Source organism: Halomonas sp. 113, assembly GCF_904067645.1.
Classification (GTDB): Bacteria; Pseudomonadota; Gammaproteobacteria; order Pseudomonadales; family Halomonadaceae; genus Vreelandella; species Vreelandella titanicae.
On record NZ_LR881453.1, the window covers coordinates 1641637 to 1655893 of the forward strand.

Below are 14257 nucleotides of genomic sequence, written 5' to 3' on the forward strand. Positions count from 1 at the left end.
GACGCGGCAATCTCGATCTGCGATGGCAGGTAACTCCGAGATTGCTTCACTGCGCTCGCAATGACAAGACATCAAAAATCGCTGTGCTGGAGGGCTGCACGCGGAGCCGATGACGAGGCGGGTAAATTTGCTTGTGCATGTCCCGTGCTCTGGTTAATGCGGAAGTGGGCAACCAGTTGACGCAGCTGAGCACTGAGCTGTGCGAGCGTTTGGGTGGCGTGGTTACTCTCTTGCACCAGGCCGGCATTTTGCTGGGTCATTTGATCCATCTGCGTTACCGCCTGATTGACCTGCTCAATGCCGCTGCTCTGCTCAATGGTGGCTGCAGAGATTTCCTGAACCAGTGTACTGAGCTGTTTAATGTCATCGACCATGCCATTGATCTCATCGCCGGTGTCATGCACTTGACGGCTGCCTTCCACCACTTTGCTATCCGACGCTTCGATCAGCGTTTTGATCTCTTGGGCGGCGGCAGCCGAACGGCTGGCTAGTTGGCGAACTTCATTGGCGACAACGGCAAAACCGCGCCCCTGCTCGCCGGCTCGGGCGGCTTCCACCGAGGCGTTAAGAGCCAAAATATTGGTTTGGAAGGCGATGCCGTCAATGGTGTTAACGATGCTGCTCATTTGGGTGGCGCTTTCGTTAATCGTCGCCATGGTGGAGATCACCGTGGACATTGAGTCACTGCCGCGTTGAGCGCTGTCAGCGGTGCGTGTGGCAAGTGTTCGCGCGTGATCCGCATGTTCGGCATTTTGTTTAACCGTGGCGGTAAGCTGCTCCATGCTGGAGGCCGTTTCGGCCAACGACGCTGCCTGCTCTTCGGTGCGTGTGGAAAGCTCTTCATTAACACCCACAATCTGCTCTACGCCACTGTTAACCTGGTTTGCGCCGTGGTGAATATCGCCAATGGTATTGGCCAGGGTTTCACGCATCCGGTTGATATCAAATAGTAAGCTCTGCTGATCCTTTGGCGAAAGCTGAGTGGTTTGGGTCAAATCTCCATCAGCAATATGGCGTACTACGCTAGCTGCATAGCGTGGGTCGCCCCCCAGCCTGCGAGCAACATCACGAATGACCCAGCCCATTAGCAGCGTTACAGGAAGGCCTATAATCAGCAGTACCATTACCGAGTAAATTAAACGTGTAATAAAAGCTTCGTTTATATCATCTACATAAACACCCGTGGCCAGCGACCACTGCCATTCGGGAAGATAGGCCACGTAACTGATTTTCGGTACCTGCTCATCACCAGTGATACGACGGGAGTAGTAGTCAACGTGCCCACCGCCAGCTTGAGCTGCTTCTCGAAAAGCAGCGTAAAGATCCATGCCGCTGGCATCCTGGTAAGCGCTCATGTCTTCACCGCGGGGGCGCTTGGGGTGGGAAACGATCTTTAGGTCATCATCGAAGGAGAAGATATATTCTCCACCGCCAAAACTGACGCTAGACATATTGTCGATGGCACGCTGTTGAGCTTCTTCAAGGCTGAGCTCTCCAGCAACTACCCGCTCTTGTAGCGCTTCAATTTGGCTCTGTACGCTTTCCACCACGTATTGAATACTGTCTCGGCGTTCACTCTCAATCGTCTGGCGATTCTCCCAGGCCAACCAGCCTACCAGCAGTAGCATGGCAACCCAGATAATACCCAGCGTTCCCCAGAGTTTTTGCGTCGTCGTTAAGCGAGTCATTTTTTTCCTAGCCGATGTAAGTAAGCAACGTTGTTCCCTATCGGCCTAAGGCACCAATACCTTAGCAAAATTTAAAGTAAATGCTGCCGCGGCAATTTCGCTTGCCGAGGCAGCATATTCTGAGATGTGTTTCACGTCGCTCGCAATGACACCCAGTTGATCATTGTGAAGAGCCTACTCATATGTCATTGCGAGGAGCGCAGCGACGAGGCAATCTCGATCTGCGGTGGCAGGTAACCCCGAGATTGCTTCACTACGTTCGCAATGACAGGTGAAGGATTTCAATGATATCACCTACGTCATTGCGAGGAGCGCAGCGACGCGGCAATCTCGATCTGCGGTGGCAGGTAACCCCGAGATTGCTTCACTACGTTCGCAATGGCAGGTGTGAAGGATTTCAATGATATCTCCTACGTCATTGCGAGGAGCGCAGCGACGCGGCAATCTCGATCTGCGGTGGCAGGTAACCATGAGATTGCTTCACTGCGCTCGCAATGACAAAACATCAAAAATCGCTATGCTGATGAGCGGTCTGCGGGGCGGGTGAGGAGGCGGGTAAGCTTGCCTGTGTATTCTCCGTGCTCTGGTGAATGCGGAAGTGGGCAACCAGTTGGCGCAGTTGGGCGCTGAGCTGGGCCAGGGCTTGAGTCGCGTGAGTGCTTTCTTGCACCAAGCTGGCATTTTGCTGGGTCATTTGATCCATTTGCGTTACCGCTTGGTTGACCTGCTCAATGCCGCCGCTCTGTTCAATGGTAGCCGCAGAAATTTCCTGAACCAGCGTACTGAGCTGTTTGATATCATCGACCATGCTGTTAATCACATCACCGGTGTCGCGTACTTGGCGGCTACCTTCAACTACTTTGCTGTCCGACGCTTCGATCAGCGTTTTAATCTCCTGTGCCGCAGCAGCTGAGCGGCTGGCAAGTTGACGAACCTCATTGGCGACAACCGCAAAGCCGCGCCCTTGATCACCTGCTCGGGCGGCTTCAACTGACGCGTTCAGTGCCAAAATATTGGTTTGGAAAGCGATACCGTCAATGGTGTTAACGATGCTGCTCATCTGTGTGGCGCTTTCGTTAATCGTCGCCATAGTGGTCGTGACGGACGACATCGAGTCACTGCCGCGCTGAGCGCTATCGGCCGCTCTGGTGGCAAGCTTACGCGCATGGTCAGCGTGTTCAGCATTTTGCTTAACAGTCGCGGTGAGCTGTTCCATACTGGAAGCGGTTTCAGCTAGTGATGCTGCCTGCTCTTCGGTGCGGGTCGAAAGCTCTTCGTTTACGCCCACGATCTGCTCTACGCCACTGTTGACCTGGCTTGCGCCGTGGTGGATGTCACCAATCGTCTCGGCAAGAGCTTCACGCATCCGGTTGATATTAAAAAGTAAGCTCTGTTGATCCTTCGGCGAAAGCCGTGTGACCTGGGTCAGGTCGCCGTCGGCAATATGACGTACTACGTTGGCTGCATAGCGTGGGTCTCCACCTAAACGACGAGAAACATCACGAATAACCCATCCCATCAGCAGCGTTACCGGCAGGCCAATGATCAGTAGTATCACGATCGAGCGAATCAAACCGGCAATAAAGGCGGCATTAATATCATCGACATAAACGCCGGTCGCCAGTGACCAGTCCCATTCGGGAAGGTGTGCTACATAACTGGTTTTCGGCAGCTGCTCGTCGCCACCCGCGCGGGTAGAATAGTAATTGACGTGACCACCACCTGCTTGCGCGACACGCAGCAACTCGGGGTACAGCGCCATCCCGCTGGCGTCTTCATAATTGGTCATGTCAGTGCCGGGTGTACGGCTAGGATGCGAGATAATCAGTAAGTCATCGTTGAATGAAAAGATATACTCGCCCGCCCCAAAGCTAACGCTAGACATATTATCGATCGCACGCTGCTGCGCTTCTTCCAGGCTAAGTTCACCGGAGGCTACCCGTTCTTGCAGGGCTTCAATTTGGTTTTGCACGCTTTCCACTACGTATTGAATGCTATCGCGGCGTTCGCTCTCAATCGTCTGGCGGTTCTCCCAGGCAAGCCAGCCAACCAATAGCAGCATTGCAACCCAGATAATACCCAGCGTTCCCCAGAGTTTTTGTGTCGTTGTTAAGTGAGTCATGTTCTTCCTAATTTTTGTAATTGAGTAACTCCTTCATTATCGGCCTAAATGGAGCAGACCTTAGCAAAAATAGTCTTGAACACTCTTTTGGGATATATAGCACCCTTATATTCTAAAATAATCTAAATATAGAACTTAAAATGCACTATGCTGTCTTTATAGCATGAGATTGAGATCACCACCCCTATGGGAGGCAACGATGCAACGCCCAATCGTTACGCACTTTTTTGATGAGCCTACGAACACCTTTAGCTATGTCGTCCAAGACCCTGATAGCCGTGCCTGCGCAATTATAGATTCGGTACTCGATTTTGATTATGCCGCTGGGCGAACCGACGTGCGATCTGCTAACACCATCATCGCTTTTATTCGCGAACACGATCTCGATGTAGTCTGGATTTTGGAGACCCATGTACATGCAGACCACCTCTCGGCAGCGCCATACCTACATGAACAGTTAGGGGGTAAAACCGGCATTGGTGCCAACATAGTGAAGGTGCAGGAGATATTCGGTAAGGCATTCAATGCGGGCAGTGAGTTTGTTCGGGATGGCAGCCAGTTTGATGCGCTGTTTGAAGAAGGGGATACGTTCGCCGTTGGCCAATTACAGGGCCAGGTGCTGCATACCCCAGGACATACGCCCGCTTGTTTAACCTACGTAATAGGCGATGCCGCCTTTGTAGGCGATACGCTATTTATGCCGGATTATGGCACCGCGCGGTGCGACTTTCCCGGTGGAGATGCGCGCACTCTTTATCACTCTATCCAAAAAGTATTGGCGCTTCCCGAGCAGACGCGGCTGTTCTTATGCCACGACTATAAAGCTCCCGGTCGCGATACCTTTGAGCATGAAACCAGCGTTGCGGAACAGCGCAGTGAGAACGTCCATGTTCATGAAGGTATCAGCGAAGACGAGTTCGTGAAGATGCGCACTGAGCGCGACGCCACCTTAGGCATGCCACGGCTCATTATTCCTTCGGTGCAGGTCAATATGCGTGCGGGGGAACTGCCTCCTGCGGAAGAGAATGGCACTGTCTATCTCAAAGTGCCGCTTAATTTTTTCTAACGGTTTAAGTGCGAGCTGAGGAGTTATCAGTGGATTGGACAGCAGGCTTACAAGGGCTGGTTGGGGGTGTGTTGATCGGGCTTTCCGCTACCTGGTTGATGGCAACGCTGGGGCGTATCGCAGGTATCAGTGGCATCGTGGGCAATTTGATAACCCAGCGCCCCAAGGGCGATAGCGCTTGGCGAGTGGCTTTTCTGTTAGGGCTGATTAGCGGCCCGCTTCTGCTTATGGCGCTAGGTGGTGGTTTAGGCAACGTTGCCGAAAGCCCTGGTGAGGTGATTGGCGCGCCGGTGGGAGGCGTAGGGTTAATGCTGGTGGCTGGGCTGTTAGTGGGCGTAGGCACAGGGCTGGGCAGTGGCTGTACCAGCGGCCATGGCGTGTGCGGGCTGGCGCGTTTGGCACCACGCTCCATGGCGGCCACTGGTATGTTTTTGCTAACGGCGCTAGTGACCGTTTATATCTCGCGCCACATGCTAGGCCTAGGTGGTGGAGTATGAGTCAGTCAAACAAGAGTCATTGGATGAAAACAGCGGCAGGCTATGCGGCGGGGCTACTTTTCGGTATCGGCTTAGCTGTTTCAGGCATGACCGACCCCGCGCGAGTTGTGGGGTTTCTAGACGTAGCGGGCGCCTGGGATCCAACGCTGATGTTCGTATTGGGCGGGGCTGTCGTCACCACCTTTATCGGCTATCGGCTGGTATTCAAGCGTACTGCACCACTATTGGGTGGCGTCTTTCAGTTACCGGCCAAACGGGAGTTAGACGCAAAGTTGTTAGGGGGCGCGGCTCTGTTTGGCATTGGCTGGGGACTTTCCGGCTACTGCCCAGGGCCAGCGATAGCCTCCATCGGCGGTCTTTCCTTACCGCTATTGGCCATGCTGGTGACCATGGTGTTGGGTTGGTTTTTTGCGAGGCGTTTTGCTGCTAAGCGTCTCGCCTAGCCATTCGTCCTTATTCGGCGATTGCCATGCCCGCGCCCTTGCCATCAAAGCAAGGGCGTTTTTATTTGTCTTAACGCTGGGTTAATGCCCGTCCGCCATGCTGAGGGGTAATAAATAGGAAACCGCTATGCACGTCTTGTTGATTGAAGATGACCCGCTGGTTGCTTCGGGTATTCGCGCTGGATTAATGACCTTCGACTTTGTGGTCGATCACGTCTCCACGGGGACCGCTGCCCGTCAGGCGATGCGAACGGTGGCCAGTGATGTGGTCATTCTTGATCGCGGATTGCCCGATGGCGATGGTCTTCAATTGCTGGCCGAGTGGCGCGAGCAGGGCAACGACGTTCCCGTGCTGATGTTAACCGCAAGGGATGCGGTGCGTGACCGAGTGGATGGACTACAGGGCGGCGCCGACGACTATCTGGTGAAACCTTTCGATTTAGATGAGTTGGTAGCGCGTTTGCACGCCTTGTTACGCCGAGTAGCAGGGCGCAGCAGCGGCCTGATTGCCCACGGCGCACTCTGCTTAGATCCAACGGCTAGGGAGGCCTACGTCGATGAACAGCTGATTATGCTGTCTCGCCGGGAGCTGGTGCTGCTTGAAACCTTCCTGCAATCGCCACGCAGCGTCCTGTCAGCCGACCAGCTTAAAGATAGCCTTTACGGTATGAACGACGATGTTGAGAGCAATGCGCTGAATGTGCATATCCACCACCTGCGCCGCAAGTTGGGGAGCGGCGTGATTGAAACAGTGCGCGGGCTTGGCTATCGGTTGGGCAAACCCGAGGCGGTACATGCGGCCGGTACGCCCTATAAGGGGCAGCTATGAGTTTACGTGCGCGCTTGCTGCTGACTCTGGGATTAACGCTGGCACTGCTCTGGGGTGTGGCGGCGGCGTGGCTGATGCGCGACCTGGAAGAGAAGTTTGTGGAAACCCTGGATCAGCGCTTAGCGCAGTCGGCAAGAATGGTGGCCGGGTTAGTCCTGCAGCTGCCGTTTGACGTATGGGAGGATGCCGAGCGTCCAGTGCTGTCTATTCCACCCATTGAGGGTTTGGCCTGCCAAGTGCACTCGCCCCAAGGCGAAATCATGGCGCGCACCCATGCCGATATGGACGCTATTCTCGCCCCGGGAGAGGGCGGCCACACTTATCGCCAGGCAGGTGACGTGACTTGGCGGGTATTTACCTACGAGCGCGGTGGCATCGTGATTACCACCGCTGATCGTATGGATGAGCGCGATATGCTGCTCGGCGGCGTTATACGCATGACCGTGGTGCCCTTTATCGTAGCGCTGGTAGGCAGCATGTTTGCGCTTTGGCTGGGGGTTTGGCGTGGCTTAGCACCGCTAACACGGCTGCGCGAATCGCTGGCCAATCGCCACCCCGATGCACTGGCCCCTGTCGCTACCTATGGCCTGCCTAAAGAGATTCGTCCGCTGATTGAAACCTTAAATACGCTTCTTGAGCGTGTACAGCAAACCATTATCCGTGAGCAGCGCTTTACAAACGATGCCGCCCACGAACTGCGCACACCGCTTACTGCGATCAAAACCCACCTGCAAGTGGCTCGCCGGGTCGAAGGTCAGGCCGCAATAACATCGCTCAACTATGCTGAAGAGGGAGTGGTGCGGTTGAGCTCAACCCTTGACCAACTGCTCACGCTGGCTCGCGTAGAGGGGCGTGTGCGCTTTGATGATGGTGAGGCTAGTCGCGTCGCAGATGTAGCCGAACACGCCCTGGCGGATAGCCAGCACAACAAATCAGCCCGCTTTGTAGTGTCGCCCCATTGGCCCGATGTCGCCCTTGCGATGCCCCGCGAATTGGCTATCACCGCGCTGCGTAATTTGCTCGATAACGCTATTAACCATGGGCCCGCCGATGCCCCCGTTAACTTTGATGCGCAGTGGGAGCCAGGGGAGCGCCATCTTACCTTTAGCGTTAGCGACCAAGGCCCAGGTGTTGATGGCGCGACGCTTGAACAATTAACTCAACGATTCTGGCGCGCCAGTAAACAGCAAGGCAGTGGACTGGGGTTAGCCATTGTGGCTGCTATCGCCGAACGTTTTGGTGGCGAAGTGACGTTTGTCAGCCCTGCTGGAGGTGGTTTTACCGCCCGTCTGGTGGTGCCAGTGGCGGGTAGCTAACAACGATAACGCAAGGGAGAAACCGAGATGAATAAAAAATACTTAAGCAGGTTTGGCCTGCTGATAGGGATTAGCTTAGTCACTGGAGGCGCGCTGGCGCAGCAGGGTGACGCGGAGCGAGGCCAGGCTGCAGCGGCTACCTGCACAGCCTGTCATCAGGCCGATGGCAGCGGTATGAATGTGCCCAATGGTGAGTCATGGCCGCGCTTAGCGGGGCTGAATGCGGACTATATCGCTAAGCAGTTGCACGACTTTAAAGCCGGGCAGCGTCAAAATGCGACCATGATGACGTTTGCCAATATGCTCGACGATCAGCAAATAGCCGATGTTGCCGAATACTATAGCCAAATGCCGGTAACGCCGGGGCAAGGCGGCGATGAGGCCGACGAAGCGCTGCTGGCGCGGGGTCAACAGCTTGCCGAGCGCGGCGATTGGAACGCCTACATTGTTTCCTGCCAAAGCTGCCACGGGCCCGGTGGTACGGGCGTTGGCAGCACCTTCCCAGGTGTCGCCAGCCAGCATGCTGGCTATATCAGCGCTCAGTTGAGGGCGTGGAAAAACGAGACACGCATCAACGACCCACAGAATCTCATGGAGGCCATTGCCAAACGCATGAGCGATAACGACATTCAGGCGGTGTCTGCCTGGTATGCCACGCAACCCGGTTCAGAAGAACAGGAGACAGCACAATGACCATCTGTCGTCGCTCCCTCGTCATAACCCTGACCGGCTGCTCGCTGGCGTTCGGTACCGTTTATACAGCCACGGTTTTTGCCCAGCCAGAAGAGCGTCCAGACGCTGCGCTGAATATGCTGGTACACGAGCCCCCCACCATGGAAGACCTTGAGAATTCCGAACTTCATCCGGAGCTGAAGAAAGTCATCCGCTATGGGCATGATCTATTCACCAATACGCAGCAGTTGCGTGGTGAGAACGTGTTCAATGATATGAACTGCTCTAGCTGTCATTTGGGCGAAGGGCGAGTGCCGTTCAGTGCGCCAGTGTGGGCCGCGGCTATCACGCTGCCGGATTTTCGTGGTAAGAATCAGCATGTGAATAACCTGGAAGAACGTATCGCAGGTTGCTTTGCTTATTCCATGAATGGCGTGCCACCGGAGTATGGCAGCGATGAAATGCTGGCGCTGAGCGCCTACCATCAATGGCTGGCCACCGGTGCGCCGATGTATCCAGACAAACCGATCTATGGGCGTGGCTTCCCCGCACCGGATGAGCCAGCTGAAGAGCCCGACTATGCTAGGGGCGAAGCGGCTTACCAGGAAAACTGTTCGATTTGCCACCAAAAGGATGGATCGGGCCACTATGAAAACGGCGAATACGTATTTCCAGCCCCTTGGGGCGACGGCTCTAATAATTGGGGTGCGGGAATCGCGCGAGTAGAAACCATGGCGGGCTTCATTTACCAAAATATGCCGCTTGGTCAGCCGCGGTCGCTCAGCGATCAAGACGCCTGGGATATTGCTTACTATATAAACAGCCAAGAGCGCCCCCAGGACCCCCGCTACACGGGCGATGTCGCCGAGACAGCCGAGCGCTTCGGCCCGACCTTTCATAACCGTTCACTGTATGGGCAAACCCGTGAACACGACGGCCATGTACTCGGTGATCACGACAACTTCGGGGAGAAGGGCGACCTTAAACCCTGGAACGTCGGGATGCCGAGGTTTGAAAACCTTTCCGAGGAGTAATACCGTCACGAAATGTGATTATGAGGAACTTTCATTTTTTGTCATTGAGAGGAGTCCTCTTTATGTCATTGCGAGGAACTTGCGACGAAGCAATCTTTGGCGGTGGCAGATTAACCCCGAGATTGCTTCACTACGTTCGCAATGACAGGTAGAGGATTTCAATAACATCACCTACGTCATTGCGAGGAGCGCAGCGACGCGGCAATCTTTGGCGGCGGTGGCAGATTAACCCCGAGATTGCTTCACTACGTTCGCAATGACAGGTGGAGGATTTCAATGACATCACCTACGTCATTGCGAGGAGCGCAGCGACGCGGCAATCTTTGGCGGCGGTGGCAGATTAACCCCGAGATTGCTGCACTACGTTCGCAATGACAGGTAGCAGATTTCAATGACATCACCTACGTCATTGCGAGGAGCGCAGCGACGCGGCAATCTTTGGCGGCGGTGGCAGATTAACCTCGAGATTGCTTCACTACGTTCGCAATGACAGGTAGCGGATTTCAATGACAGGGAGGGCCCACAATGAAAGAGAGGCTCACGATAATAAGGGGTGTGGCACTCAGAATGATATTAGTATGGGGCAAGCTCAACCCAATCAGGATTAAGGGAGTCAATTAGAGCATTTTTACGTTGACGTGAACCCGCTTTAAGCTGTTTTTCGCGCCTGATGGCATCTTCTATACTATTTGACTCCTCTAGCCATACAAGTTTGTGGCAACGGTACTTTTTGGTGAATCCTGGCATTAAACCTTGGCGGTGTTCATAAAGCCTGCGCTCCAAGTTGTTTGTAACGAGGCTGTAGAAAAAACCGATTTCGAGCCGTTTCCACCGCCTGTTGTCCTTATTTATTTACCCAGCCGGTCATCTGGCTGAGTAATCTTAATATCGGCATTTAGCCACTTTAGCGCCCAACTATTGATAACCACCATGGCATTTTGATCGTGGTTATAAGGCTTGAAGCGCGGCATGCTGACCACTCCTCGTCTGTTTTCTCGATCCTACCAAAACTTTGCCGTCAGCGGGGTTTTTCTACAGGCTCAACTCCTATGTAAAGAACGCGGTGAGTGCGGTTAGTCAGCATATAAACATAATAAAGATTGTTTGTTGTCGACATGAACCGACCTTTCGGTGATGGATTTTTATTAATCTAACTTCATTTTATTAGCAATGGTAGGGGCGCATCATTGCAGTCAGTATCCTTATTTTGACTATGAAAAGTGAAACGACCTTAGCTTGCAGTGGTAGATTAACCTAGAGATTGCTTCGCTTGCGCTCGCAATGACAGGGGGCGGGCTCACAATGTCGGGTTGCTCGCAATAACAAATTAGATGCTATTGCGAGTAGCCCTATTCATGTCATTGCGAGGAGCGCAGCGACGCGGCAATCTTTGGCGGTGGCAGATTAACCCCGAGATTGCTTCACTACGTTCGCAATGACAGGTGAAGGATTTCAATGACATCACCTACGTCATTGCGAGGAGCGTAGCGACGCGGCAATCTTTGGCAGTGGCAGATTAACCCCGAGATTGCTTCACTACGTTCGCAATGACAGGTGAAGGATTTCAATGACATCACCTACGTCATTGCGAGGAGCGCAGCGACGCGGCAATCTTTGGCAGTGGCAGATTAACCCCGAGATTGCTGCACTACGTTCGCAATGACAGGTGAAGGATTTCAATGACATCACCTAAGTCATTGCGAGGAGCGCAGCGACGCGGCAATCTCAGCTAGCGGTGGCAGGATAAGTTCATCAAGGTGTTTCACTGCCCATCATCTCGATCAGCCGCTCATCACTGGGCATACCCTGAATACGGTCAAGACGCACGGCCCCGTTCTCTGTTTCACGCTGAAAAACGGAAGTGGGGGTTGCATATAGGCCCAGCTCTTCGAACAACTGGTTATTGGCGTACACCTGCTCTTCAATTTCTCTCGGTTGGGCACTAGCTTCGATTTCCTGCTGGCCGCTTTCATGGGCATGCAGTGTCGCCGCTGGATCGTCGGCGCCGAGAATAGCGGCTGCTTTTCCAGGGCTGTCGGGTGCTAAGATACCTACCATGATATGGCGTAGCTGCACCTCACCTGCTTCCACCCAGGGGCGAACGTCTTGCCACATTTGACGGCAGTAGGGGCAGTTGGCATCCGTGAAGGTGTAAATCACCCGGGGGGCATCCACATTGCCGTCCTGTACCCAGTGGCTTTCGCTTAATAGCTGCCATGTTTGTGCCTCTAGCGGTGCACGTACATGCTCATCCAGTTGCGCTTCGGTAAGGTCATTCCCCTCATTATCCATTAGTGTACCCACCACGGCGTGCTCGCCATCCGGCGTCAGGTAAATCGCCATGTCCTGGCCCTGCACGCTGGCGCCGTAGCCGCGCAACCCTCCGGGGGCATCGAATTGACCATGAATTTCCAAGCCTTGGTCGGCAAGTGCCTGAATAGGGGCGGGTAGCTCATCGGCATAGCTCGCAGAGGTGCCGACCAATCCTGCCAGCAGGAGAAAACCACTTATGCCAGCGTGACGTTTTAAGTGCATTGCAGCGCCTTGTTTGAATAAGAGTGAGAGGCTAGAGATTTAATAACCGCCGCCTTAGTGCTGGCAATCCCTAAAATAATGCCGTGTTGCGATTATCGCAGCACAACATTATTTAGGGATTATGCGCTTTATAACTGGGGCAATATGTCGCAACTTACGGTTTTTGAAGTTTACGGTTTTTGAAACTTTAGATTTCTCAATGGTATTAACGAAATGGTGTTAACTATCCGCTACCAGCCAACGCACCGCGTAAGGCGGCAGCGAACCTTCGGCGCTCCAGGGGTTAGCAGGATCCAGCGCTTGCCAGGCGTGTTTTTCAAGTGCCTGGGTAACTGCCTCACCCATATTCTCTAAAGGAAGCGGTAGGTCGGTGACGTTATACAGCGCTAGCAGCCGGCGACCATCGTGGAGCGGGCCGCGCTCTACTGCCAATAGTTCCGGTGCTGAGACCACAACCCGTTGAGCGGCATTGGGGTGAAAGCAGGGCTCCTTGCGGCGCTGGTCTAATAGCCGGTTTAAGGCGTGGAAAACATCGTGAGTGGGCGTCGACGGGCTATCGAGTAGGAGGTCAAGCTCGCTACGCTGCCAGCGCCGGCGGTTGATCGAACGTAGCCGCCCACTGCGCTCAACGCCTTCCACGTCATTGAGTGTGCCAGTTAGGGTGTGAATATACAGCGCGGGGATACCTTGCAAACTCAGCATAATTGCTTGGCTGCATAGAAAACGCGCTACCTGCCACGGGTCGGGGCCGCGGCGGGTGCCGCGCATGGCTTCAAACCAGGTGATATTGATCTCATAGGGCGTATCGCTTCCATCGGGGTTGCTACGCATGCTGACAAAGCCTCCGAAACGGTGCATCAGCTCCAGCAGCGCATCCCGCTCGTGATCGGGCAATAAACCTTCCAAGGGGCGAACGCCAATGCCGTCGTGGCTGGCCGTAAAGTTGAGGTAGGTGCATTGGTCGGGCAGTACCGGAAGGCTGGCAAGCCAGGTTTGTAAGGTGCTCGCTTCGCCCCGGGTGAGGGTGTGCAATAGCAGCGGGGGGAGGGCAAACTGATACACCATATGGGCTTCGTCGGGGTCCCCCGCTGGCAACCGATCCAAGCCAAAATAACTGATATTTTCCTGGTGGGGCACATTGGTTTCGGTGATTAACAGGGTACCTGGGGCCACGTGATCCACAATCGCTCGTAGCAGCCGCACCACAGTGTGGGTTTCCGGCAGGTGAATGCAGGCAGTACCCAGCCGCTTCCACAGAAAGGCCACCGCATCCAAACGTACAATCCGCGTTCCTTGCTCCAGGTAGAACAGCAAAATACCCACGAACTCCAGCAGCACATCCGGATTTTCAAAGTTCAGGTCAAGCTGGTCTTCGGAGAACGTCGCCCACAGGTAGCGGGTGCCACGCCGGGTGGAAATGGGCACCAGCAGCGGGCTGCTGCGTGGGCGCACCACCTGGGAGACATCGGTCTCTGGATCGACTTCGATAAAGTAGTCGCGGCCGGGCAGGCTGCCGCTCAGGTAATCCACAAACCAGAGAGACTCCCGTGAGACGTGATTGAGCACCAGGTCGGCCATTAAGTCGTAATGGCTGGCGAGTTCGCGGATGTGCGACCAATCACCAAGATCGGGGTTCACTTCCCGGTAGTGGATCACCGAAAAGCCGTCGTCGCTGCTCCAGGGAAAGAAGGGCAGTACATGTACACCGCTGATGCGATCGCCCAACCGCGCTTGAAGAAAATCGCTAAGCACTGCCAACGGCGGCACACCATCTTCAATAATCGAGTCACCGTAGCTGATCACCCACTGATCTTTTTCGCTCCAAGAGGGTGCATTTTTAGTGCTGGTTCTACCGGAGCTGGATGAAAATGGGGCAAGCGACTGAAAATGCGCTAGACGCTGGTTTAAACGGCGCTGCACTTCCCCCGCCCTGGGGCCATAAAGGTGGCTGAGGTAGTCGTTAACGGTCTGCTCAAAGGGGGGCATGGGTAGCTCCTGATAAACAATCTGCCACAAACGCTGCAGCTTGTGTGCCAAATCGTTACAATACGAGGT

At 54.4% G+C, this 14257-nt stretch carries 13 protein-coding genes; 7 read left to right on the forward strand and 6 right to left on the reverse strand.

Annotated elements, in window-relative coordinates:
• Positions 1-71 precede the first annotated feature (71 nt).
• Together YERSI8AC_RS07815 and htc2 are read right to left on the reverse strand one after the other, a co-directional pair.
• A complete protein-coding gene (locus YERSI8AC_RS07815; RefSeq protein WP_009288459.1) occupies positions 72-1688 on the reverse strand; it encodes a methyl-accepting chemotaxis protein in 1617 nt (538 codons plus the stop codon).
• A 505-nt stretch (positions 1689-2193) separates the two neighbouring features.
• Positions 2194-3810, reverse strand: a complete 1617-nt coding sequence (gene htc2 / locus YERSI8AC_RS07820; RefSeq protein ID WP_159176478.1) for a methyl-accepting chemotaxis protein Htc2 — start codon at positions 3808-3810, stop codon at positions 2194-2196.
• 199 nt (positions 3811-4009) lie between these two features.
• Between htc2 and YERSI8AC_RS07825 the strand changes: the two genes are divergently transcribed.
• The 7 genes from YERSI8AC_RS07825 (at position 4010) to YERSI8AC_RS07855 (ending at position 9667) form a co-directional block, all read left to right on the forward strand.
• Positions 4010-4876, forward strand: coding sequence for an MBL fold metallo-hydrolase (locus YERSI8AC_RS07825; RefSeq protein WP_159176479.1), 867 nt, complete (start codon positions 4010-4012; stop codon positions 4874-4876).
• 29 nt (positions 4877-4905) lie between these two features.
• Entirely contained in the window at positions 4906-5373 is a 468-nt protein-coding gene (locus YERSI8AC_RS07830; RefSeq protein ID WP_159176480.1) for a YeeE/YedE family protein, read from the forward strand.
• Between the two features lie 23 nt (positions 5374-5396).
• Positions 5397-5816 (forward strand): DUF6691 family protein, encoded by a 420-nt coding sequence (locus tag YERSI8AC_RS07835; protein ID WP_089690616.1) that lies wholly within the window; start codon positions 5397-5399, stop codon positions 5814-5816.
• Between the two features lie 127 nt (positions 5817-5943).
• Positions 5944-6645: a response regulator gene (locus tag YERSI8AC_RS07840; protein ID WP_159176481.1), complete on the forward strand. Its 702-nt coding sequence runs from the start codon at positions 5944-5946 to the stop codon at positions 6643-6645.
• Entirely contained in the window at positions 6642-7961 is a 1320-nt protein-coding gene (locus YERSI8AC_RS07845; RefSeq protein WP_159176482.1) for an ATP-binding protein, read from the forward strand. Before YERSI8AC_RS07840 ends, YERSI8AC_RS07845 begins: the two co-directional genes overlap by 4 nt.
• 27 nt (positions 7962-7988) lie before the next feature.
• The gene (locus YERSI8AC_RS07850) at positions 7989-8654 is read left to right on the forward strand and encodes a c-type cytochrome (protein WP_159176483.1); all 666 of its coding nucleotides are present in this window, start codon (positions 7989-7991) and stop codon (positions 8652-8654) included.
• Complete coding sequence (locus YERSI8AC_RS07855) at positions 8651-9667, forward strand: c-type cytochrome (RefSeq protein ID WP_201304204.1); 1017 nt, start codon at positions 8651-8653, stop codon at positions 9665-9667. The genes YERSI8AC_RS07850 and YERSI8AC_RS07855 overlap by 4 nt, the downstream gene beginning before the upstream one ends.
• Positions 9668-10240: 573 nt before the next feature.
• Here YERSI8AC_RS07855 and YERSI8AC_RS07860 read toward each other — a convergent pair.
• The 4 genes from YERSI8AC_RS07860 to YERSI8AC_RS07875 form a co-directional block, all read right to left on the reverse strand.
• Positions 10241-10450 carry a GIY-YIG nuclease family protein gene (locus tag YERSI8AC_RS07860; protein ID WP_159176484.1) on the reverse strand — a complete coding sequence of 70 codons (210 nt, stop codon included), beginning with the start codon at positions 10448-10450 and terminating at the stop codon, positions 10241-10243.
• 65 nt (positions 10451-10515) lie between these two features.
• Positions 10516-10638 carry a hypothetical protein gene (locus YERSI8AC_RS07865; protein WP_268892705.1) on the reverse strand — a complete coding sequence of 41 codons (123 nt, stop codon included), beginning with the start codon at positions 10636-10638 and terminating at the stop codon, positions 10516-10518.
• A 781-nt stretch (positions 10639-11419) separates the two neighbouring features.
• Positions 11420-12202, reverse strand: a complete 783-nt coding sequence (dsbG, locus tag YERSI8AC_RS07870; RefSeq protein WP_022519729.1) for a thiol:disulfide interchange protein DsbG — start codon at positions 12200-12202, stop codon at positions 11420-11422.
• Between the two features lie 219 nt (positions 12203-12421).
• Positions 12422-14188, reverse strand: coding sequence for a sugar phosphorylase (locus YERSI8AC_RS07875; RefSeq protein WP_159176485.1), 1767 nt, complete (start codon positions 14186-14188; stop codon positions 12422-12424).
• Between the last annotated feature and the right edge of the window lie 69 nt (positions 14189-14257).

What these genes read in the sequence shown, in the direction of transcription:
- YERSI8AC_RS07850 (WP_159176483.1), top strand. Translation starts at nt 7,989, where the DNA reads ATGAATAAAAAATACTTAAGCAGGTTTGGCCTGCTGATAGGGATTAGC.
- YERSI8AC_RS07865 (WP_268892705.1), bottom strand. Translation starts at nt 10,638, where the DNA reads ATGCCGCGCTTCAAGCCTTATAACCACGATCAAAATGCCATGGTGGTT.
- dsbG (WP_022519729.1), bottom strand. Translation starts at nt 12,202, where the DNA reads ATGCACTTAAAACGTCACGCTGGCATAAGTGGTTTTCTCCTGCTGGCA.
- YERSI8AC_RS07840 (WP_159176481.1), top strand. Translation starts at nt 5,944, where the DNA reads ATGCACGTCTTGTTGATTGAAGATGACCCGCTGGTTGCTTCGGGTATT.
- YERSI8AC_RS07875 (WP_159176485.1), bottom strand. Translation starts at nt 14,188, where the DNA reads ATGCCCCCCTTTGAGCAGACCGTTAACGACTACCTCAGCCACCTTTAT.
- YERSI8AC_RS07825 (WP_159176479.1), top strand. Translation starts at nt 4,010, where the DNA reads ATGCAACGCCCAATCGTTACGCACTTTTTTGATGAGCCTACGAACACC.
- htc2 (WP_159176478.1), bottom strand. Translation starts at nt 3,810, where the DNA reads ATGACTCACTTAACAACGACACAAAAACTCTGGGGAACGCTGGGTATT.
- YERSI8AC_RS07815 (WP_009288459.1), bottom strand. Translation starts at nt 1,688, where the DNA reads ATGACTCGCTTAACGACGACGCAAAAACTCTGGGGAACGCTGGGTATT.
- YERSI8AC_RS07855 (WP_201304204.1), top strand. Translation starts at nt 8,651, where the DNA reads ATGACCATCTGTCGTCGCTCCCTCGTCATAACCCTGACCGGCTGCTCG.
- YERSI8AC_RS07835 (WP_089690616.1), top strand. Translation starts at nt 5,397, where the DNA reads ATGAAAACAGCGGCAGGCTATGCGGCGGGGCTACTTTTCGGTATCGGC.
- YERSI8AC_RS07845 (WP_159176482.1), top strand. Translation starts at nt 6,642, where the DNA reads ATGAGTTTACGTGCGCGCTTGCTGCTGACTCTGGGATTAACGCTGGCA.